This window comes from Haloterrigena salina JCM 13891 (genome assembly GCF_000337495.1).
GTDB classification, from domain to species: domain Archaea; phylum Halobacteriota; class Halobacteria; order Halobacteriales; family Natrialbaceae; genus Haloterrigena; species Haloterrigena salina.
Map to the genome: position 1 here is coordinate 26,447 of NZ_AOIS01000064.1, position 20,850 is coordinate 47,296.

A 20,850-nucleotide genomic window follows, 5' to 3' on the forward strand; every position below is an offset into this window, starting at 1 on the left:
TCGAAGGTGTACTGGACTACACCCGAGACGAAAGAGTGAACAATAAAGGGACGGAATCGTATTATCGTTTATGGACTTTGCGCTCTCAGCCGAGCAGCAACAGATTCGCGATATGGTCTCGGAGTTCGTCGACGAGGAGGTCGTCCCTGTCGCCCAGGAAATCGACCACGACGACGAGTTCCCCGCCGATCTCGTGAACGAGATGGCCGAACTGGGGCTGATGGGGATGCCCTTCCCCGAGGAGTACGGCGGCGCCGGACTTGACTACCACTCCTACGCGATCGGCCTCGAGGAGATCTCACGCGGTTCGGGCGGTCTCGGTACGATCGTCGCCGCCCACACGTCGCTGGCCGGGAACATGCTCTACGAGTTCGGCGACGACGCCCAGAAGGAGGAGTACCTGACGCCGCTGGCAGAGGGTCGAGATATCGGCGCGTTCGCGCTCTCGGAGGCGGGGGCCGGTAGCGACGTACCGGCGATGGACACCGTCGCCGAGAAGGACGGCGACGAGTACGTGATCAACGGCGGCAAGCTCTGGATCTCGAATGGCTCCGTCGCCGACACGGTCACTCTCTTCGCGAAGACCGATCCCGACGCGGGCAACAAGGGCATCTCCTCCTTTATCGTCCGACCCGAGGCGGACGACGGCTTCATCGTCGAGGGCACGGAAGACAAGCTGGGCGACAAGGGCTGTCCGACCGCGGAACTCCGATTCGACGATCTCCGGATTCCGGAATCGCGCCGACTCGGCGAGGAAGGTGAGGGCTTCGTCCACGCGCTGAAGACGCTCAACGGCGGCCGCATCACCATCGCGGCCCGCGGGGTCGGCATCGCCCGCGCGGCCTTCGAGGAGGCCCGCGACTACGCCAACGAGCGCGAGCAGTTCGGCCAGCCCATCGGCGAGTTCCAGTCGATCAAGCACAAGCTGGCCGACATGGACACCAAGATCCAGGCCGCCAAGATGCTCATGCACAAAGCCGCGGACAAGAAGATCCGCGGCGAGAACTACATCAAAGACGCCTCCCAGGCCAAACTGCACGCCTCCGAGGTGAGTCGCGAGGTCGCCAACGAGGGGATCCAGATTCACGGCGGCTACGGCTACACCAAGGACTTCGCCGCCCAGCGGTTCTACCGCGACGCCAAGCTCAACGAGATCTACGAGGGCACCAGCGAGGTGCTGCGGAACACGATCGGCGACCAGCTGCTCGAGGAGTAAGACGACCGGCGATCGCCGAGCGTGTACCCTCTCGTACGGCCGTCTGCTCAGACTTTTCCCGTCAGTAGAGCGGGCGACTTTCGTCGGCGCCGTCGGTCGAATGGGGGACGGCGAGCGTCGCAGCGATGTGAGCCAGACCGAACAGCGCGACGGTGATCGCCGCGAGAAGCAGTCCGGAAATCGGAAGCAAACCGGACGCGGAGGCCGCTAGCAGGCCGATGCCCGCGCCGATCGCCCCGACGTAGTACTCGCTGTTCGAACGCGCAACTGATCCGTGAGGGGCGCCGTCGGTCGGCCGGTCGTCGCCGGCGGTAGCGTTCGCCGCGTCGAGATACGGGCGAAAGATCTCGAGTCGATCGGTCGGGTGAACGATGCCGCGGGGTTTGTCGTACTCGATGATCCCTTCCTCGTCCAGTTTCGGTAGGTGGCTCTGGTACAGCGGGATGTAGACGCGCTGGCGCTGGGTCGAGGTCAGGTTTTCGACGGTCGTCTCGTTTTCTTTCGCCGCGACGAGTTCGGCGATGTCGCGCATCTTGACGGAGTCCGTTTCCGTTCTGTCCAGCAGATAGGCGATTACGTCTCGTCTGCGATTCGTCTGGAGGATGTGGAAGATCTCGTCCTGAGAGAGTTCGCGCGGCTCGTCGGATCGTGAATCCCCGGAGGACTCTATCGAAGGGCGGGATCGACGTCCTACGTTTCGCACCATTCCGTAATTGAGAAGGAATTTGACCAAACATAAGCCTTCCCTACCGATTTGTGAAATCATTCATACACAGGTCCGCAATTGAATATAGTATGTTGCCGATCGTCCGCGATCACTAATAGATTTCCGACCGACGTCTCGGCGTCGGAGGCGTGCGTTAGCAGTATCGTTCAGAATTCAGCCGTTCGAACTTGTCTCTTCCCCAGAGTCTATGTTTCGTCGGATAGGAATTAAATCTAGCCTGTATTTCATATCCAAAATTATCTTATTTCGGAGTGTTATTGGTTAAATAATTCTATAAGATAGTGTTGCCTGAACCCTATTACTGGAGAGAGATATTCCGCGCTATTCCTCCGACGACTCCGCCGACGGTCGCGGTCAGCGAGGGGACGACGTCGACTCAGAACGAACTGCGTCGTAGAGAAAAACAAGACGAGCGCAACGCCGACCGCAGCCACCCGGTTTCGACCGTCAGTGACAGACATCCGCCGACGAGTCAGCGTCGAACGAGGGCGACCGAACGGGCTACTCGCCCGAGTCGTCGCCTTCGAGACAGTCCCGAACCCACTCGTAGTGGTCTCGGACCCGCCGCTCGCCGGCCTCAGTGAGCGCGTAAACGTCGTACAGCCCTTCGGTGTGTTTCTCGACGAAGCCCGCGTCCTCGAGCGCCGACAGCGAGCCGTAGAACGACTTCGGCTCGAGGTGTTCGTCGTAGTGGGACTCGAGGCGCGATTTCAGCTGCTGGCTGCGCAGTTCGCCGTCCTCGGACCCGGCCAGCAGGAAACAGATGTCGCGGCGGCGGCCGCTCCGGAGCCACTTGCTCATATCCCGGTCCTGGGATCGCGAACGCTCGAGCGTTACGGTTCCGGTCGCGGCCGTCAATCGATCCGATCGAGGACGAAGACGCGATAACACTCCCGGATCCCCGCCCACGCGAGTCCGCCGGCGACCGCGGCGGCGAGTCCCGCGGCGGTTCCGAACTCGAGGAGGACCGCCCCCGCTCCGGAGGCGAGTTCGTGACGGAAGAGGAACCACCGGGTTCCGGGCTCGCCGATCACGACGGTCCCCGAGCCGACGGCCAGCGAGACGAACACCGTCGCGACGAGCGCGGTCGCGAGCAGCGCCAGCGTCCCGACGGCGCCGACGACGATCCGCGAGAGGAATCGCATTCCCGGCCGGCGGCCGTCCTCGGCGGGCGTGGAATGCGAGCCGTAGATCCCGAACCCCTGCACGTCGCCGTCGGGAAGGGGACCGACGCGGACGTCCGCGGGATACTGCAGGAGGACGCCGGCCATCCGGAGGTCGCCGATCGATCCCGCGGCGTTGGCCGCCAGCGGAACGATCACCAGCGGCGAGGGGCGGACGACCATCGCCACCAGCCCGACGGCCGTGATGCCGACGAACGGCGCCAGCAGGGCGACGAGCAACTGGTTGCGCGTGTAGCTCGTCCCGTCGGTCTTCGCGTAGGCGTACGGGAGGACGAAGTACGCGACGTCGACTCCGTAGCCGACGTCGCCGCCGTAGCGGGCCATGAAGACGCCGTGGAGCAGTTCGTGGGGGACGACGATCAGCGCGACGAGACCGACGGAGGCGACGAGCCAGGGCAGCGCGTCCGGCGGCGCGAACACCGGGACGACGATCGGCTCGAGCGACGTGCCCAGAATCGCCGCGCGGACGTGACCGAACAGGTAGGCGAAGCCGAAAAAGCCGACCGTAGAGACGACGACCCACTGGACGGCGACCGACCGCGTGCGTCGGAACGTCGCGATCAGGCGTGGGGACTCGCGAGGCTCCGTCCGGTTCACGACCGGAGCCTCTCGCGGGACCGAAAAATCGGTACCGATTCCCGCGCTCGAGCGATTCGACCCGCTTCGGGCGCGGCGACCGCGAGGGAAACCGATAGCTTCCCGGTCCTCGACCCGCGAGTGGCCGACATGAGCGACGAGACCGACGACCGAACCGCCGCGGAACAGGGGATCAGGGCGACGTACACGGAGACCGAGTCGGAACGCCGCCTCGCGTTCGAGGTCACCGATGACGCCGCGGCGGCCCGCCCGGGTGCGACCGCCACGATCGCCCAGAATATCGAGGGCTACGCCATGCTGAAGGTGCGACCGACGGCCGACGGCGACGAACTCGAGCGCTACTACGGGTTCGACATGGCCTTAGACCACGCCGCGGAGTTGCTCGGCGTCGCCCCCCACGACCTGCCGGTGCCCACGGCGGCCGACGACATGGGGATGTGACCGCGCCGGGCGCCGTCTCCCCGTCGTGCCGGCGCTCCGCGAGTCGATCCGCCGGTCGGCGTGAACGAACTCAGAGGACGATGGCGTAGACGAACAGCAGCCCGAAGTAGCCGAGCACCACCGTGCCCAGCGCGAGCAGCCGGACCCGTCGCACCGTCGGCCGTTCTTCGAGGTAGGCCCGCTCGAACGCGGCCCGTTCGCGGTCGGAGAGCCGATCCGGGTGGTCGTAGCCTCGGTGGAGCGCCTCGAGGCGTCGCTCGCGAAACGCCCGGTCGCAGTAGGGACACCGTGCGGCCGGCTCGTCGCCCTGGAGGTCGATCTCCGCGTGGCTCGCGGCTCCGCCGTCGGTATCGGCGGTCGACCGCGATCGATCGGTCGGGTGCACACCGTCCCCTACGCGACCGTCACGTATTGCTCTCCGCTTTCGTTTCAGCGATCGCGACTCGAAGGCGATCAGGCGTCGTCTGCCCGCGATCGCATTCCCGAGAAGCGGGACGAAGCGGGAACGATAAATACGCGGAGTCGAACGGTGTAGACGAGAATAGCCGTGGCAACCGAATCAGCGTCGTTTCCCCGTCCGATCGGCACTCGACAGCGCTTCTCCGCACTACTGACAGCGACCGCGCTGGGGGTCTACCTCCTGTTGATCGTCGGCGCGACGACCTCGTTGACAAACGCGACCGCGGCGTGTTCGACCTGGCCGACCTGTCACGCACCCGTCGATCCGCTGAGTCAGACCCAACTCGTCGTCGCGTGGGGCCACCGGATCGCGGCCGTCGTCGTCGGCCTGCTCGTCGCCGCGACGGCCGTCACCGCCGTCCTCGGTGACGTCTCGCGGCGCGTCACGGCGGCAATCGTCCTCGGCGCCGCCCTCTACGTGGTACAGGTCGGCGTCGGCGCCGCGACGGCGATGTCCGGCCCCGCGGCGATCGTCCCCGGCCTTCACCTCACGCTCGGCCTCGTGATCTTCGGGACGGTCGTCCTCGCGCTCGCCTGGGATCTCGAACTCGCCACCGGCAGCGACGACGACATGATCGACCCCGAACCGCTCGAGGAGGGAGCGGTCAGCGAGGGTGCGGCCGGCGGCGACCGCACTCTTCCCGAGGGCGGGCTCGCTCGAGCCCGGCTCACCGCCTTTGCATATTTCAAAATGATGAAACCGCGGCTGATGTGGCTGCTCTGTCTGGTCGCCGCCGCGGGGATGGCGCTGGCCGCCGGCCCGTCGCTCGACCGCTACACCATTCTGGCGACGCTCGGCGGCGGCGTCCTCGCCATCGGCGCTTCGGGGACGTTCAACCACGTCCTCGAGCGCGACGTCGACCGGAAGATGTCCCGCACGTCGGATCGCCCGCTGGCGACCGACCTGATTCCCGTTCGCAACGCCTTAGCCTTCGGCGGACTGTTGACCGTCGCCTCGCTTTCCGTCTTCCTGACGATCAACCGGCTGGCGGCCGCGCTCGGCCTCGCGGCGATCATCTTCTACAGCGTCGTCTACACCCTCGTCCTCAAACCGAACACCGTCCAGAACACAGTCATCGGCGGGGCCGCGGGCGCGCTCCCGGCGCTGATCGGCTGGGCCGCGGTCACCAACGAGATCGGGCTCCCGGGGCTGGCGCTCGCGGGCGTGATCTTCCTCTGGACGCCGGCGCACTTCTACAACCTCGCGCTGGCGTACAAGGACGACTACGCCCGCGGCGGGTTCCCGATGATGCCCGTCGTCCGCGGCGAGACCGAGACGCGAAAGCAGATCATCTACTACCTCGCGGCGACGCTCGTGAGCACGGTCGCGCTGGCCTGGATTACCGACCTCGGCGCGCTGTACGCCGCCACGGTCGCGGTCTTCGGCGGGATCTTCCTCTGGGCCGCCGTCCGTCTCCACTTCGAGCAGACCGAGGCCGCAGCGTTCCGGGCGTTCCACGCCTCGAACGCCTTCCTCGGGGCCGTCCTCGTCGCGGTGCTGGTCGACGCGCTCGTGCTCACCGGCTCGCTGTTCTGAGAACGCCGACCGGCGGTTCGAGACGTTTTTGGCCGTACTCGAAACAACGAAAAGTGTTCGCGACGGTCCGCACTCGAAACGACGAGTGCTTCGACCTACTCGTCGCTCCCGCGGGCCGCGTCGATCCGCTCGAACTGTTCGTCGCTGAGATCGACCTCGACCGCGCCGACGTTCTCCTCGAGTTGCTCGGGCGTTCGCGCACCGACGATCGGGACGCAGGTGAAACGATCCTGATCCATCAGCCAGCGCAGCGAAACTTGGGCCGGAGAGGCGTCGACTTCGTCGGCGACGGACTCGACGGCCTCGAGGACGTCCCAGGCCTGCTCGGTCGCGTAGTAGTCGTCGAACATCTCGTCTAAACTGCCGCGAGAGCCGTCGGGCGCCTCGACGGAACCGTCCTCGGCGCGGTCGTACTTGCCGGTCAGGAAGCCGCCCGCAAGCGGCGAGTAGGGGCAGACGGCCAGGTCCTGGTCGGCGCAGACGTCGAGGAAGTCGCCGACCTCGTCGTACTGGGCCGCGTTGACCATCGGCTGGGTGACGTCGAACCGCTCGAGGCCCTCGACGTCGCTGGTCCATAGCGCCTTCGTCAGCTGCCAGGCGGCCATCGTCGAGGCGCCGAGGTAGCGGACCTTCCCCTCGCGGACGAGCTCGGTGAGCGTCTGCATGGTCTCCCTGATCGGCGTGTCCTCGTCCCAGCGGTGGATGTAGTAGCAATCGAGGTAGTCCGTCCCCAGTCGATCGAGGGTCCCCTCGATCTGGGCGCGGATGTGCTTGCGGCCGAGCCCGGAGTCGTTCGGGCCGGGTTCGCCCCGCCCGTCGAAGGGGAAGTAGACCTTCGAGGCGATGACGACGTCCTCGCGGTGAATATCGCGGTCCGCGAGCCACTCGCCGATCCACTCCTCGCTGGTGCCGTTGGGATCGCCGTAGACGTTCGCGGTGTCGATGAAGTTGATGCCCCGCTCCCACGCCGCGTCGAGCAGGTCGTGGGCCTCCTCGCGGTCTGTCTCGACGGTGCCGCCGCTCTCCTTCGCGAAGCGCCAAGTGCCGAAACACAGTCTCGAGACGGTCGTGCCCGTGTTACCGAGGGTCGTGTACTCCATGCGCGGCGGTTTCGGCGCGAACGGCAAAACGGATGGGGAAGCGGCGAACCGCGAGCGGTTCAATCGCCGCGGTCCACACTCGGACGGCCGCGATCCATTTGCAGGAGCCTACTCTGTTTCGCGCGTGTTCGGGACGAACAGTCGGGTAAACAGCCCTGGGTTCGGTTCGTACCGCAGGCGAAGGAGGGCCAGATCAATGGCGAGTTTCGCTCCGAGGAGCAAGAGGAAAAAGCCCCAGCCGACAACGCCACGTCCACTATCAAATACTATCGTTCCGGCATAGACAGGGACCAGCAGCAGCAACACGACGAACCAGACGCCGACGATGCGAATCGGCAGTTCCGCCAGCATCGCCGCGGAGTACCGATCGACGAGTCGCCGAGAGAGGAAGTCGCGACCGAGTACGGACAGCTGGATCACCGAGGCGATCGCGGCGGTCGCGAGCCCCTCGGGTGTGTACGATATCGCGATGTACCCACCGATCGATTCCACAGTGGGTCGCCCCTCGATCACGACCCCGGTGTTCGGGAAATCCAAAAATGCACGCGAGAGAAGAAACCAGACGATCGCGACGAGAGGGACGCTAGCTGGGATATACCGCGCGTTCCGGTACCGAAGCGGCGGCAGCGATCGAATCGGTCTGAAGGTTCCATCGGGTACGGGGAGTGGAACCGGCCCGGGATACGATCCGCCGCCTTTTTGCTCAGGTTTGGAATCTCGCTGTCCGAACAACACGACGACGTAGTATCCGAGAAGCGTTACGCCGATTTCGACCCAGTAGACGAACAGTGCTTGAAACGGCCGCCAGCCGAAGCCGATCAGTCCCGCGATCGGCAACGTGTTCACAACGAAGAGCAGTAGTGTTCCTGTTCGACGGCCCGTTTTCGATTCGACCACGCTTATCTATCAAACGTTGAGCATAACCTAATAACGGATCGGATTGGAGCCGGACATCGAAATAGTTCTATCCGGTGTCCCGGTGTCGCTGTCCGATCGATCGCGGCGCTACCAGCGGTGGTGGACGTGCTCCGCGACGTGCTCCTCGTAGACGTCTCGAGCCGCGCCGTGGGCCCGATTCGAGAGCGGCTCGAGGTCCGAGACCGCGGCGTTCGAGCGGACGTGGTCCGGCGATGTCGTGCCGGGGATGACCGTCGAGACCGCCTCGTGGTCTACGATCCAGCGGAGCGTGAACTCGGCCGTCGAGAGATCATCGGGAACGTGGGGCTCGAGCGCCTCGACGGCGTCGTGGCCCGTCTCGTAGGGGACGCCCGCGAACGTCTCGCCGACGTCGAAGGCCTCGCCCTCGCGGTTGAAGTTGCGGTGGTCGTTCTCGGCGAACTCCTGATCGCGCTCGAGCGCGCCCGTCAGCAGGCCCGAGGCGTAGGGAACGCGGACGATGACGCCGATATCGTTCCGCTTGGCCTGCTCGAAGAACAGCTCGTTCGGGCGCTGGCGGAACGGATTGAAGATGATCTGGACCGTCTCGACGACGTCGTACTCGATGGCCTTCAGGGCTTCCTCGACCGTCTCGACGCTGACGCCCGCGTGGGCGATCTCGCCCTCCGATTTGAGCCGCTCGAGGGCGTCGAACGTCTCGGGCTGGTAGTACGCTTCCGTGGGCGGACAGTGCAGTTGCAGGAGGTCCAGCGTCTCCTCGTTGAGGTACTCCTGGCTCCGAGCGACGAACTCGGAGATGTTCTCGTAGTCGTACCGCTCGGCCTCGTGGGGATCGAGTCGTCGGCCGGCCTTCGTCGCGACGAAGACGTCGTCGTGGGCGTCGCGCTCGTCGAGCACGTGACCGATGTGGCGCTCGCTGCGGCCGTCGCCGTAGACGTCCGCCGTGTCGATGAAGTCGACGTCCGCCTCGAGGGCGGCGCGAACGACCTCGCGGCCGGTTTCGTCGTCGACGTCGCCCCAATCGCCGCCGATGTTCCAGGTGCCGAGGCCGACCTCCGAGACGTCGTCTCCGGTCGAACCGAGCCGTCGATGGTTCATGTGTGTCCGATGCGGATAGTCTCGGGTATGCCTTGCCTTCGGGGCAATCCGGACGGTTCGATCCCGCGACCCCGCGGCGATGCTTCGACGGACCGTCGCTCTCAGAACGGCCCGCCGTGGACGAGCCCTTCCATGACCGTTCGTTCGGCCCGCCGGAGCAACTCCCCTGCCGTCCCGCTCGAGCAGTCCAGCCGATCCGCAACGTCCTCGAGGGACCCGTCCCGGGTCGTGTGGTAGTAGCCGCAGTCGACGGCCGCGGAAACGGCTTCGAACTGGCGCTGGGTCAAATCCGCCCGCGTGTCGATTCGGCCGGCGCAGTACGTCCCGATCGAGCGGACGTCGACGCGCGCCGTATCGGCCACGTCGTCGACCGCCGTCTGGATCGCCTCGTCGGGACCGACCGCCGTCAGTCGTATCGTCCCGTCGGCGCGGAACTCCACCGGCGGGATGATGATCAGCCCCGGTTGTTCGACCGCGTCCACGAACGTTCGGTCGGCCCCTGTCAGCGACTCCCGCACGTACAGGTAGAAGGAATCGTCGCGACACGGTGCGAGCTTGTAGTCGAGCACTGTGGGTGCGTCCTCGAGGGCGGGCTCGTAGGGGACTCGCGGCCCGTCGATGTAGAACAGCATCGCGTACTCGTCGCCGTACTGGTGGCCGTAGAGCAACCTCGATGCGGTATACCCCTCTGTTCGACGATGAACTGGTGCATCGGATGTTGCTCGGCCGGCGGTCGCTGCAGGGTCACCTCGAGATAGCGCATTTCGCTGCTCGAGATACGTCCGCTGGCGCCTACAAAGCTACCGTCTCGACGGACCGTCGGACGGCGGATCGAACACCGCTGCGAGGTGGTATAAACGGCCCTCATAGGTGCGGAGCAAGTCGAACGATCGTTCCGGACGATTCTCCGCGTGTCATGACGACACCACGTATGCGGTCGACTCGCGACGCGGCGTGGCCGGACGTTCGAACCGAGGGGAGCGACCTGATCCGGGCGGCCGGCGTCGCGGGCGCGGGCGGCGCCGGCTTTCCGTCCTACGCGAAGTGGACGAACCTCGACGCGGTCGATTCCCTCCTGGTGAACCACCAGGAGAGCGAACCGAACTACTACATCGACAAGTGGCTCGGAAAGACCCGCGCGAAGACGTTCGCTGCGCTGTTCGACGCGCTGCTCGAGCAGGCGTTCGATCTGATCGTTGTCAGCGCGAAGTGGAAGGATCGCGACGAGTACGTTCGGGCCCTCGAGGCCGAGACCGCTGGCACGGTGATTCGGCCGGATGAACTCCCCCTCGACAGGGACGTGGAATCGGGCGTCGTGTTCGCCTACACGGAGAACGAGTACCAGTACGGGATGGAGAGCGTCCTGCTCAAGACAGTCGACGGCACGGTTATCGGAACCGAGCTGCCGACCGATCACGGCTGGCTCGTCCAGAACACCGAGACCCTGTCCAATATCTCTCGGGCGTTCACCGACGGTGAGCCAGTAACCCACAAGTACGTCCACGTCAGCGGCGACGTGCCGCGGGATCGATTCCTCGAGGTGCCGATCGGCACGCCCGCGAGCGAACTCCTGTGCGCGACCGACTGTCCGCCCGACGCGCTCCCCGCGGACACGGTGATCGCCGACGGCGGACCGGGCTGGTGTTTCCCGATCGATTCGGCACTCGAGGAGTACGGCGTCCGCAAGCACACGAACTGCCTGCTCGTCCTCGACGAGGGAACCGTCGCGGAAAACACGTACGGCGAGGGCCGAATCGACGTGCTCGAGACGTACGAGTGGAGCGATCGGGAGGCTGAAACCGAGCCGACCGCGACGATCGAACCGTCCCGCGTCCGGGTTCCGCTCGCGACGAACCCGGACCCGGACGTCGTCGAACCGGCCGTGCCGATCGTCGCGGTCGGCGATCGGGTCGACGTCGGCGACCGGATCGCGAGCCCCAGTTCTGACGGGATCAGTAACCCACAGCACGCGTCCATCGCCGGCGAGGTGACGGCGGTGTCCGAGTCGGGTATCGAGATCGAATCCCACTCGAGAGTGTAGCGAGCCGCCGCGATCTCTATCCTAGACTCGTACGCTGGCGCCCTCTCCCCGGAACGGCAGCGAGATGTCTTCCTCGCAGAACTCGATCAGCTTCTCCTGTTCGTCGCCGATCCGGCGGACGTAGACGGATCGTAGCCGGCATCGAGCGTGAACCTCCCTTGCGACGGTCAGCGGACGATACGGAGAGAGTTGAGAAGTTACATAGGGGCGCAACGGGCACGGTTTTCCAATGAATTACTGGTGGCGCCGGCTCGCGCTCTCGCTGGGCGCCGTCTTCGCGCTCGTCGTCGTCTACGCGTGGCTCTATCAGCTCGGGATGGCCGCCTTCGAAGGCGAGACGAAGACGTTCGCGCAGGCGCTCCAGATCGTCATCGAGTCGCTGACGACCGCGGGCTTCGGCGGTGACGCGGGCTGGGACAGCACCGCGATGAACCTCTTCGTCGTGGGGATGAACCTCACTGGGGTCCTGCTCGTCTTTCTCGCCTTGCCGCTGCTGGTCGTCCCGCTGTTCCAGCAGGCCCTGCAGGACCGGCCGCCGGAGTCGACCGACCTCACCGACCACGTCGTCATCTGCGGCTACTCGCCGCGGTCGGACGTGCTCGCGGACGAACTCGAGGCGGCGAACATCCCGTACGTCTTCGTCGACGACGACCCTGAACTCGTCGTCGATCTCACCAACGACGGGACCGAGGCCATCTACGGCGAACTCGACCAGGAGGAGACGCTCCGCGCGGCCAACGCCGGCGAGGCGAAGTCGCTCGTCACCGACGTCGACGACGAGACCAACGCGGTCGTGATCCTCACCGCCCGGGAACTCTCGAGCGATCTCACGATCGTCAGCGTGGTCGAGGACGAGGACGTCGCGAGCTACCACCGCTACGCGGGCGCCGACGAGACCGTCCGCCCGCGGCGGGTGCTCGGCCAGAGCCTCGCGACGAAGGCGACGACGACGCTGTCGGCCGAACTCCGCGACACGATCGAACTCAGCGAGGACCTCTCGGTGACCGAGCTGCTTGTCCAGGACGACAGCGACCTCGTCGGCCGGACGGTCGCGGAGTCGGGGATCCGCGACCGGATGGGGATCACCGTCATCGGCGCGTGGTTCAACGGCGAGTTCGTCCCCGTTCCCGGCCCCGATCACCGAATCGACGGCAACACGATCCTGCTCGTCGCGGGCCGTCGCGACGACCTCACGGAACTGAAAGCGCGGACGGTCTCGACGCTGGAGCGCCGGCCGGAAAACGTGATCGTCGGCGGCTACGGCGTCGTCGGCCGGACCGCGGTGGAGACGCTGGCGGGCAACGGCGTCTCGACCACCGTCGTCGACCTCGCGGACCAACCCGGCGTGGATATCACCGGCAGCATCACCGACGAGGACGTCCTCGAGACCGCCGGCGCGGACGAGGCCCGTTCGGTCCTGCTGACCGTCAACGACGACGCGACGACGATCTACGCGGCGCTGGTCCTCAAACAGGTCGCCCCGGATATCGAGATCATCGCGCGGGCCAACGAGACGGAGAACATCCCGAAACTCTACCGCGCCGGCGCGGAGTACGTCCTCTCGCTGTCGACGGTGACCGGTCGGATGCTCGCCTCCGTGCTGATCGAGGACGAGGAGATCCTCACGCCCGAGACGCAGTTCGAACTCGTCCGAACGACCGCGCCCCAGATCGCCGGGCAGAGCCTCGGGGAGGTCGACCTGCGGGCGCGGACCGGCTGTACCGTCGTCGCCGTCGAGCGCGACGGCGAACTGCTGACCGATCTCGGCCCGGAGTTCGTCGTCAACGCGGACGACGTGTTGATCGTCGCCGGCGACGACGACGCGATCAACCGGTTCGTCGCGCTGGCCTGCTGAGTCCGCCGCGAACGCGCTGGCCCCTACGCCCGCCGCGAGCCTACCGGAACGACGGCAGCACGTCCTCCTCGTAGAACTCGATCGCCTTCTCCTGTTCGTCCCCGATCTGGTGGAAGTAAACGTGGTCGTAGCCGGCGTCGACGGCTTCCTCGATGCTGTCGATGTGGGCCTGCGCGTCCGGTTCGGTCGTCGTCCCGGCCTCGGCGATGTCCTCCTTCTCGACCATCTGGGCGGCCTGCTCGAAGTGGGCCGGCGTCGGCAGCTCCTGACCGAGTTCGCCCGGAATCGAGCCGTTTGGCCACTGCTCGTAGATCGTCTCGATCGCCGCCTCCTCGCTGTCGGCGTAGCAGCCGTGCAGTTGCGTGTATTTGGGGCCGTCGCCGCCGGCGTCCTCGTAGGCCTCGACGGGCGCTCCCTTCGGGCCGGAACACCAGAGGCCGTCGGCGTTGTCGGCGGTCCACTTCGCGGTCTGGGGACCGAACGCGCTGGCGATCGTCGTCGGCTGTTCGTCGGGAACGGTGTAGAGCCGGGCGTTCTCGACCGTGTAGTGTTCGCCGTGGTGGCTCGTCGTCTCGCCCGTCCAGAGGTCGCGCATGACGTCCATCGCCTCGTCTAACATCTCGAGGCGGACGTCGTGTTCCGGCCAGCGCTCGCCGGTGACGTGCTCGTTCAAGTTCTCGCCGGTGCCGACGCCGAAGGTGAAGCGGTCGCCAAACAGTTCGTCGACCGTCGCGACGGCGTGGGCGACGTTGACCGGGTGGATCCGAATCGTGGGGCAGGTGACGCCGACGCCGACCTCGATGTCGTCGGTCTCGGTGGCGATTGCGCCCAGGGTCGACCAGACGAACGGGGACTCGCCCTGCGCTGAGACCCACGGGTGGAAGTGATCCGAGATGGAGAGGAAGTCGAACCCCGCTTCCTCGGCGCGGCGGGCGATATCGACGAGCTCGTTCGGGCCGTGCTCCTCGCTCGAGAGGGTGTAACCGATCTGAGGCATTCCCGGAGCGCTACCACGAATCGGCGGGTAACGGTTGACCCTGCGAGGGCAAGAAGTCGCGACGGACGGCGCTTGCGACGGCGTAGACGATTCTAGTCTTTCACCTCGAGGAAAGAAATACACCAGTTCTCCGGATCGGCGAGCGCGCGCCGCGAGAACCGCCCGCCGTCGTCCCCGTTCGCGAGGGGTCGAACCGCCATATACGTGGGATGACAGAACCGCGAGACGAGCGGTAGTTCGTAACTGACGAAGCCGAATCGGGCGAGCAGCGCCGGTGAGAGGGTCCCGTCGGTCACCGACAGCACGTCAGCACCCTCGTTGTCGGCGACGACCGCTGCGAGCAGGTCGGCGAACGCGTCGTGATGGGACGCCAGCGGCAGCGAATCGAAGACGATCGCACCGTCCTCACCGCCGGACCGCGTGACGAGCGCGGCGACGGGGCGGTCGTCGCGGGTGGCCACGTACGCGGTGTGCTCCAGCGTCGGCGCGTCGAAGAGCCACCGGTAGTACTTCGCCTCGCGAAGGGCGTGGAACGCCCGGGGAACCCGCGTCTCGTAGATCGACTCGAGGCGGTCGGCGGGCGGCGACGCGTATCGCTCGACATCGTACGCCCCGTCCGCCGGCGAGAACCGATCGCAGAGACGGAGTCCGGTTCGCGTAACGGCGTCGGCCGCTCGCCCGACCGACCCGGCGGCCGGCCCGTCCGGAAGCAGTTCGCCGGGCCGGTGTACCCTGTAGTACATCGGCACGACCGCTACTTCGGACCAGCCGAGTTGCTCCTGTGCGCCGAGCGAGGCAGCGTTCGGGAAGTTGAAGAACAGCGCCGACTCCCGCTGCCGGTAGCGACGGATTCCGCGTTCGGTGATCCGAGAGTAGAGCCCGTTGCGACGGTGATCCGGGTGGACGACCGCGTCGACCGGTTTGAGCGCCAGGACGGTGCGCTGACCGCGGCGGAGCCGGCAGGGGATGTACCCCTGCACGGCGACGATCTCGCCGTCTCGCTCGGCGAGCGTGATCGGGACGTGCGAGAGGTACGGATCGTCGACGTACTTCCACTCGAACCAGTCGCGACCGGGTCGGTGTCCCCACTCGGTCTCGAGCAACGAGAGGACGCCGTTCCGGTCCCCTTGCTCGTACGCTCTCACCCTGTACTCGTCGATGCGCTCCGATTGTCCCTGCCCCGCCATCGGCTACAGATCGACGGAGCTGCCCTTCGTTATGCGGAGGGATGGCCGACCCCGTTCCCTCCCCCGTTTCGTGTACGGTGCCGATATGCCGGATAAATCCGTCATATCTCGTTAGCGCGGCTCGAACCCGTCGACGCGACCGCGGTTCGCTGCGAGATACAGACGACAACAGCTTTCGAAGTGGAGCCACTGGCTGGGAACGAATGGCCACCGAGACCGATGACGGCGACGACGATCGGGTCTACTACGTCATCAGCGACCTCCACATCGGCGGCGACGAACAACTCGAGGACGTCGAGTTTCTCGACGAGTTGCGCTCCTTCCTCGAGCGGCTGGAACGGACCGACGAAAACGCCGAACTGATCATCAATGGCGACGCCTTCGGACTCTGGGAATTCACGACGGTCGACGGGATCGAGAAGTTCGAGGTCCTAGAGGAGACGTATCCGACGCTGTTCGAGCAACTCCGGGCGACGGGGGAGAACGTCCCCATCACGCTGTTGCCGGGGAACCACGACCACGAACTCGCGGCGTACGACGAGTACGTCGACCGCTTCGCGGAGTACAACGTCGAGCTCGTGCAGGACCAGACGATCACGAGGCCGGTCGGAGATCAGGCGATCCACTTCGAGCACGGCCACCAGCAGGACGCCAACAACCAGATCGAAGACTGGGGGAACCCCCACGCGACGCCGCTCGGCTACTACTACAACACGCTCGTCACGAGCCGGGCGGGCCAACTCTCCGACCGCGGGCGGTACAACTGGCTGAAGGACGTACAGGCGGTCACGCCGACCGAACGGATGCCGATCTGGCTCTTCTCGAAGTACTTCTACCGGGAGATGAACCCGCTGCTACGGTACTCGCTGGTGCCGTTCCTGTTGCTCTTTAATATTAGTGCCGTCCTCGCGGTGCTGGCGGGGCTGCACCTGGCGGGGATCTGGTCGGTGCCGGTCACCCAGACGGAAGCGTTCCTCGGCCAGTTCGGCAGGGCCGGCACCGCGGCCTGGTTCCTCCTCACGCTCAACGTCGCCGTCGTCGGTGTGCTCTTGCTCGCGGGTATTCCGCTGTACTTCATCCGCCAGGACATCAGGAAGACGGTCGACCGCTTCGGCGTGTTCGAGACCGAACTCACCGTCGATCCGGTCGCGTCCTACGAGGAGCGGGCTCGAACGGTCTTCGCGGACGAGCCGGAGACGACGATCTTCTGCTTCGGGCACACCCACCGCCCGATGTTGAAGGAGGTCGACGGCGGCGTGCTGGTCAACACCGGGACGTGGCTCAAGCGCCTCCACCGCCGGGACGGGATCATCGGCATCCTCCCGCCGGTGTTCTACCCGTCCTACCAGCTGGCCGCCGTTCGCATCGCGCCCGAGTCGGCGAGCGAGGGTCGGACCGAGACGGGGACCGAGAGCGCGTCCGCGTCCGATTCGTCGGGCGTCGCCGTCGAGTTCGAACGGTTCACGAAACCGAGCCCGGCGACGGAGGAACTGACGCGCACCGAGCGGTTCTTCACGGTCGGCCGCGAGCCCACGCCCGACCTGCCGGATCGCCACGTCGTCGAGGATCCGGAGCCGGAGACGGTGCCCGCGCCGGAAGCGACCGACTGATCGACTCGAGTCGGCCGACCGAGTCGCGAATCGAACCCCTTACCCCCGACGCGCCGAAACTCGCCCGTATGTCTGCCGTAGTCGACGCGACGGACCTCGAGAAGACGTACGGCGAGACGACGGCGCTGTCGGGGGCGTCGCTCTCCGTTTCCGCCGGCGAGGTCTTCGCGCTGATCGGTCCGAACGGGGCCGGGAAGACGACGCTCGTGCGCGCGTTGACCGGAACGACCGAGCCCGATTCGGGGACGGCTCGCGTGCTCGGCGAGTCGCCGGCGGCGATCGACCGGGACCGGCTCGGCGTTCTCCCGCAGGACTTCTCGCCGCCGGATCGCCTGAGCGCCCGCGAACTCCTCGACTACTACGCTGGGCTGTACGACGACCCCCGCGACCCCGACGACGTCCTCGCCGACGTCGGCCTCACGGACGCCGGCGACACCTGGTACGAGGACCTCTCGGGCGGCCAGCAGCGCCGGGTCTGCGTCGGCGCGACGCTTGTCAACGACCCCGACGTGCTCTTTCTGGACGAGCCCACGACCGGAATCGATCCCGCCGGCCGGCGCACCGTCTGGCGGCTGATCGAGGACCTCGCCGACGCGGGGACGACCGTCCTGTTGACGACCCACGACATGGCCGAGGCCGAGCGACTGGCCGACAGCGTGGGTCTGCTCGCCGACGGCGCCGTCGTCGCCCGCGGCACCCCCGCGGACCTCGTCGCTGAACACGGCGGCTCGAGTCGGCTCACGATCACGACGACGGCGACTCCCGAGGCCTTCGCCGACCTCGCGTATCCGGTCGAACGGCCGGCCCGCGGTCGCGGCCCCCGCGGGGCCACGGCGGACGGCGCGCTCGTCGTCCGCGACGTCGGTCCCGCCGAAATCGGGACCGTCGTCGACTACCTCGAGGACCGCGACCTCGAGTACTCCGGACTGACGTGGGCCGAACCCGACCTGGAGGACGTCTACCTCGCGCTGGCCGACGCGACGGAACGCGATCGAACCGGTCGGGCCGGCGGGAACGGCGACGGCGAAGCGGACGCCGACGACCTCGCTCGCGCGGGTGAGACGGCGTGACTCGAGTCGGTCGCGTTCGCGCGGCGACGGGCGCCGGCTGGCGGTCGTTCGTCCGCCGCCGGACGGCGGTCTTCTTCACGTTCTTCTTCCCGGTGATCCTGATCGCCATCTTCGGCGCGCTCGTCCAGACGGATCCGACGGGCGGGGGGCTGTTCACGGAGCCGGCGGCCTACTACGTGCCCGGCTATCTCGCCGTCGTCGTGCTCTTCACGCCGTTGTCGCGGATGGGTAGCGAGGTCGCGCGCCACCGCGAGGGCAACCGCTTCGAGAAGCTCGCGACGACGCCGCTGACCCGCGGCGAGTGGCTGCTCGCCCAGACCGCCGTCAACGCCGTGATCATCGGTCTGGCGAGCCTGCTGATCCTCGCGATGGTGGTCGTCCTGACGGGCGCCGAAATCGCGCTCTCGCCGCTGCTGGTCCCCTACATCCTCGTCGGCGTCGTCGCCTTCTGCAGCGTCGGCGCGATGCTCGGCAGCTACACCGACTCCCAGGACGGCGCCGTCGCCGCCAGCAACGCCATCGGCCTCCCGCTGCTCTTCCTCTCCGAGACGTTCGTCTCGCTCGAGCAGCTCCCGGGCTGGTTCGAGCCGCTCGTGAACCTCTCGCCGCTGACCTACTTCGCTCGCGGTGTCCGAGCGGCGACGTACGCCGACGCCGACGTCGCCGGGGTAGCCGGTCTCGATCCGGCGCTGTCGAACCTCGCCGTGCTGGCGGTCGTCGCCGTCGTCGCGTTCGCCTTCGGCGCGCGGTCGATCCCGCGGACGGACTGAATCGTTCACGTTCGCGATCCCGTCTCGGCACCGGTACTCGCGGTCGTCCCGCCGCTACTTGCGCCCGCTCCGCTGCTACTTTCAGTCGCCCATTCGATCCGAGAAGTCCCAACCGTACACCACCGCCGGCTCGACGGTGAGCAGTACCTCCTCGCGCTCGTCTCGCAACAGCTCCCGGGCCAGCCCCGACTCCGTGTCGTCGAGATACCGCTCGAGGAGCGCCCGGAGCGTCTCCTTCTCGGGATCGGGCTCGATCGATACGGTGCCGCGACCCCTGACGCCAGCGTACGGCGGGTCGTTCGTCGACACTTCGAACGCGACCTCGGGATCGGCCTCGAGAAAGGAGACGATATCGGCGGACGCCGACGTGGCACACTGGAGTCGCCAGCCGTCGCGGTCGCTCGAGTCGGCTCCCGCGTCCGTTTCCTCGAGGCGATACCACAGCGAACACATCCAGAGGTGGTCTGCGGGCGTTCGACAGGAGAGGCGGATCGGAACCGTCGACTCCTCGAGAAACGAAGCGATCGTCGCCGGTGAGAGGCTTCCGCGGATCTGCATACGGTTCGTCCGACCGCCACGACCAAAATACTGACACGGGGTACGGAGAACCGACTGACCGCTCAGAACAGCGGGACGAACACCATCGCGAACTCGTAGCCGTAGATGTGGTTGAGCATCAGGTTGGTGACGACCCCGAGCACGAGACTCAGGATCCACGCGCCGGCGGCGATGCGGCCGATCCGCGCGTGGGCCGTTCGGCGGAGCTCCGCGGGCGTGTGCGTCAGCCCGAGGATCAGCGCGAACAGCACGACCGGGACCGAGACGATCGAGAGGAGGATGTGGACGGCGAGCATGAGCAGGTAGGCGTACTTCACCAGCTGCGGTCCCTGGAAGTGCTTGGTGCCGCCACCGCCGACTTTGAGGAGGTAGAGGACGAGAAACACGAGGATCAGTCCGAACGCTGCGATCATCGCGAGCCGGTGTTTCGCGATCTCGCCGGTCCGGATCCAGTACCAGCCCGCGATCAGGAGGAGCGTCGCGATCGCGTTGTTGACCGCGATCAGGTCCGTGAGCAGGTTGACCTGCTCGAGGGAGAGATCCGGATAGATCGGGACGTCGAGGAGGAACGTTCCGAGGACGAGCGTGTAGCCGACGATCGTCAGGAGGATCGTGGCGCCGATCGGCTGCTCTCGAAGCCGTCGTCTCGCGTCGGCGGTTGCCATTGTCGACCGTTGGGAGCAATCCCGTATCTGTCTTGCCATTCCGAAACGTCGCTGGCAGCGATGGCGACCGGAGGCGGCGCGCTAGCGGCGGTAGGGGAGGCGATTGAGCCGTTCGCGGACGAGCGGCCGCAGTTCGAAGAGATAGCGTTCGGTGTCCGCGTCCGCCCCGTCCCCGCCGGCGTGGTGGGTGTACACGACCTGCTCGACGGTCACGTCCGCGGGGAGTTCCTGCGCGATGACGACGGCGTCGAGCGCCCGGCCGGGATCGATCTCGGTGGCGGACACGCTCCACCGCTCCGGCAGCCGATCGGCGTGGGGCGACACGATATTCGACCCCTGGTAGAGGAAGCCGTCGTCGCCGATGAAACCCGCGTTCGCCGCGCCGTCCCAGGAAATCGTCGTCGAGCCCGTGTTCCGGACGCGGAAGAACGCGACCGTCCGGTCGGTCGCCGCCGGGACGCCGTCCACGAGTCGCTCGAGGGACACGTGCTGGACGAGTCCCGCGAGCGTCAGGCTGAGTTGCTCGCCGTCGACGGAGAGGGCCTGGTGTCCGGGGTCGTCGACGTCGACGACATCCGGATCGTACGTCGGATCGCTCGGCGTCGGCGTCGACCCGTCCTCGACGCGCGAGGTCGCGTCGCCGTCCGCTTCCGGTTCGGCCGGCGGCCGTTCGCCCACGAGCGCCTCGTAGGCCTCCTTGATCTGCAGAAACCGTTCTCGAGAGCCACCCTGGTCGGGATGGTGTTCCTTCAGCAGCGTCCTGTAGGCTCGCCGCACCTCGCGTTCGTCGGCGGTCGGCGAGAGCCCGAGGACCTCGTAGTGGCTCTCCATTGATCCGTAC

General features: G+C 66.6%; 21 protein-coding genes. 8 read left to right on the forward strand and 13 right to left on the reverse strand.

The genetic code is table 11. From position 1 onward, the window contains the following. Positions 1 to 70 precede the first annotated feature (70 nt). Positions 71 to 1,216, forward strand: coding sequence for an acyl-CoA dehydrogenase (locus C477_RS20330; RefSeq protein WP_008896444.1), 1,146 nt, complete (start codon positions 71 to 73; stop codon positions 1,214 to 1,216). A 61-nt stretch (positions 1,217 to 1,277) separates the two neighbouring features. Here the strand turns inward: C477_RS20330 and C477_RS20335 are convergent, their stop codons facing one another. The 3 genes from C477_RS20335 to C477_RS20345 form a co-directional block, all read right to left on the reverse strand. After that, entirely contained in the window at positions 1,278 to 1,922 is a 645-nt protein-coding gene (locus C477_RS20335; protein WP_008896445.1) for a DUF7344 domain-containing protein, read from the reverse strand. 522 nt (positions 1,923 to 2,444) lie between these two features. After that, entirely contained in the window at positions 2,445 to 2,744 is a 300-nt protein-coding gene (locus tag C477_RS20340) for a PadR family transcriptional regulator (RefSeq protein WP_049914724.1), read from the reverse strand. Positions 2,745 to 2,797: 53 nt separating this feature from the next. After that, on the reverse strand, positions 2,798 to 3,724 hold the full coding sequence (locus C477_RS20345; RefSeq protein ID WP_008896447.1) for a DUF3267 domain-containing protein: 927 nt from the start codon (positions 3,722 to 3,724) through the stop codon (positions 2,798 to 2,800). Between the two features lie 129 nt (positions 3,725 to 3,853). Here C477_RS20345 and C477_RS20350 point away from each other — a divergent pair, with 129 nt between their 5' ends. Beyond that, complete coding sequence (locus tag C477_RS20350; RefSeq protein ID WP_049914716.1) at positions 3,854 to 4,165, forward strand: DUF7111 family protein; 312 nt, start codon at positions 3,854 to 3,856, stop codon at positions 4,163 to 4,165. Between the two features lie 70 nt (positions 4,166 to 4,235). Here C477_RS20350 and C477_RS20355 read toward each other — a convergent pair whose 3' ends face one another. After that, a complete protein-coding gene (locus C477_RS20355; protein ID WP_008896449.1) occupies positions 4,236 to 4,550 on the reverse strand; it encodes a DUF7410 domain-containing protein in 315 nt (104 codons plus the stop codon). Between the two features lie 162 nt (positions 4,551 to 4,712). Between C477_RS20355 and C477_RS20360 the strand changes: the two genes are divergently transcribed. Beyond that, positions 4,713 to 6,161, forward strand: coding sequence for a heme o synthase (locus C477_RS20360; protein WP_008896450.1), 1,449 nt, complete (start codon positions 4,713 to 4,715; stop codon positions 6,159 to 6,161). Between the two features lie 95 nt (positions 6,162 to 6,256). On the opposite strand, the gene C477_RS20365 is transcribed toward C477_RS20360, so the two are convergent. The 4 genes from C477_RS20365 to C477_RS20380 all read right to left on the reverse strand — a co-directional run bounded on the left by C477_RS20365 (position 6,257) and on the right by C477_RS20380 (position 9,924). After that, on the reverse strand, positions 6,257 to 7,261 hold the full coding sequence (locus tag C477_RS20365) for an aldo/keto reductase (protein WP_008896451.1): 1,005 nt from the start codon (positions 7,259 to 7,261) through the stop codon (positions 6,257 to 6,259). A gap of 108 nt (positions 7,262 to 7,369) precedes the next feature. Further along, positions 7,370 to 8,158: a DUF6498-containing protein gene (locus tag C477_RS24630; protein ID WP_275040491.1), complete on the reverse strand. Its 789-nt coding sequence runs from the start codon at positions 8,156 to 8,158 to the stop codon at positions 7,370 to 7,372. A gap of 108 nt (positions 8,159 to 8,266) precedes the next feature. Next, a complete protein-coding gene (locus C477_RS20375) occupies positions 8,267 to 9,256 on the reverse strand; it encodes an aldo/keto reductase (protein WP_008896453.1) in 990 nt (329 codons plus the stop codon). Between the two features lie 101 nt (positions 9,257 to 9,357). Continuing rightward, on the reverse strand, positions 9,358 to 9,924 hold the full coding sequence (locus tag C477_RS20380; protein WP_008896454.1) for a helix-turn-helix domain-containing protein: 567 nt from the start codon (positions 9,922 to 9,924) through the stop codon (positions 9,358 to 9,360). Positions 9,925 to 10,187: 263 nt separating this feature from the next. Here C477_RS20380 and C477_RS20385 point away from each other — a divergent pair, with 263 nt between their 5' ends. Together C477_RS20385 and C477_RS20390 are read left to right on the forward strand one after the other, a co-directional pair. After that, positions 10,188 to 11,297 (forward strand): NADH dehydrogenase, encoded by a 1,110-nt coding sequence (locus tag C477_RS20385; RefSeq protein ID WP_008896455.1) that lies wholly within the window; start codon positions 10,188 to 10,190, stop codon positions 11,295 to 11,297. Positions 11,298 to 11,526: 229 nt separating this feature from the next. Beyond that, positions 11,527 to 13,152 (forward strand): potassium channel family protein, encoded by a 1,626-nt coding sequence (locus tag C477_RS20390; RefSeq protein WP_008896456.1) that lies wholly within the window; start codon positions 11,527 to 11,529, stop codon positions 13,150 to 13,152. 40 nt (positions 13,153 to 13,192) lie between these two features. Here C477_RS20390 and C477_RS20395 read toward each other — a convergent pair whose 3' ends face one another. Next, positions 13,193 to 14,149 carry a TIGR03557 family F420-dependent LLM class oxidoreductase gene (locus C477_RS20395; RefSeq protein WP_008896457.1) on the reverse strand — a complete coding sequence of 319 codons (957 nt, stop codon included), beginning with the start codon at positions 14,147 to 14,149 and terminating at the stop codon, positions 13,193 to 13,195. A 92-nt stretch (positions 14,150 to 14,241) separates the two neighbouring features. Then, positions 14,242 to 15,336, reverse strand: a complete 1,095-nt coding sequence (locus C477_RS20400; RefSeq protein ID WP_008896458.1) for a GNAT family N-acetyltransferase — start codon at positions 15,334 to 15,336, stop codon at positions 14,242 to 14,244. Between the two features lie 203 nt (positions 15,337 to 15,539). Here C477_RS20400 and C477_RS20405 point away from each other — a divergent pair, with 203 nt between their 5' ends. The 3 genes from C477_RS20405 to C477_RS20415 all read left to right on the forward strand — a co-directional run bounded on the left by C477_RS20405 (position 15,540) and on the right by C477_RS20415 (position 18,786). Beyond that, positions 15,540 to 16,946: a metallophosphoesterase gene (locus tag C477_RS20405; RefSeq protein WP_008896459.1), complete on the forward strand. Its 1,407-nt coding sequence runs from the start codon at positions 15,540 to 15,542 to the stop codon at positions 16,944 to 16,946. A 68-nt stretch (positions 16,947 to 17,014) separates the two neighbouring features. Further along, the gene (locus C477_RS20410) at positions 17,015 to 18,016 is read left to right on the forward strand and encodes an ABC transporter ATP-binding protein (protein WP_008896460.1); all 1,002 of its coding nucleotides are present in this window, start codon (positions 17,015 to 17,017) and stop codon (positions 18,014 to 18,016) included. After that, positions 18,013 to 18,786, forward strand: coding sequence for an ABC transporter permease (locus C477_RS20415; protein ID WP_008896461.1), 774 nt, complete (start codon positions 18,013 to 18,015; stop codon positions 18,784 to 18,786). Before C477_RS20410 ends, C477_RS20415 begins: the two co-directional genes overlap by 4 nt. A gap of 81 nt (positions 18,787 to 18,867) precedes the next feature. On the opposite strand, the gene C477_RS20420 is transcribed toward C477_RS20415, so the two are convergent. From C477_RS20420 to C477_RS20430, 3 genes are all read right to left on the reverse strand, one after another. After that, entirely contained in the window at positions 18,868 to 19,344 is a 477-nt protein-coding gene (locus C477_RS20420) for a hypothetical protein (RefSeq protein ID WP_008896462.1), read from the reverse strand. Between the two features lie 62 nt (positions 19,345 to 19,406). Continuing rightward, on the reverse strand, positions 19,407 to 20,009 hold the full coding sequence (locus tag C477_RS20425) for a DUF420 domain-containing protein (protein ID WP_008896463.1): 603 nt from the start codon (positions 20,007 to 20,009) through the stop codon (positions 19,407 to 19,409). Positions 20,010 to 20,090: 81 nt separating this feature from the next. After that, positions 20,091 to 20,840, reverse strand: coding sequence for a J domain-containing protein (locus tag C477_RS20430; protein WP_008896464.1), 750 nt, complete (start codon positions 20,838 to 20,840; stop codon positions 20,091 to 20,093). Positions 20,841 to 20,850 lie beyond the last annotated feature (10 nt).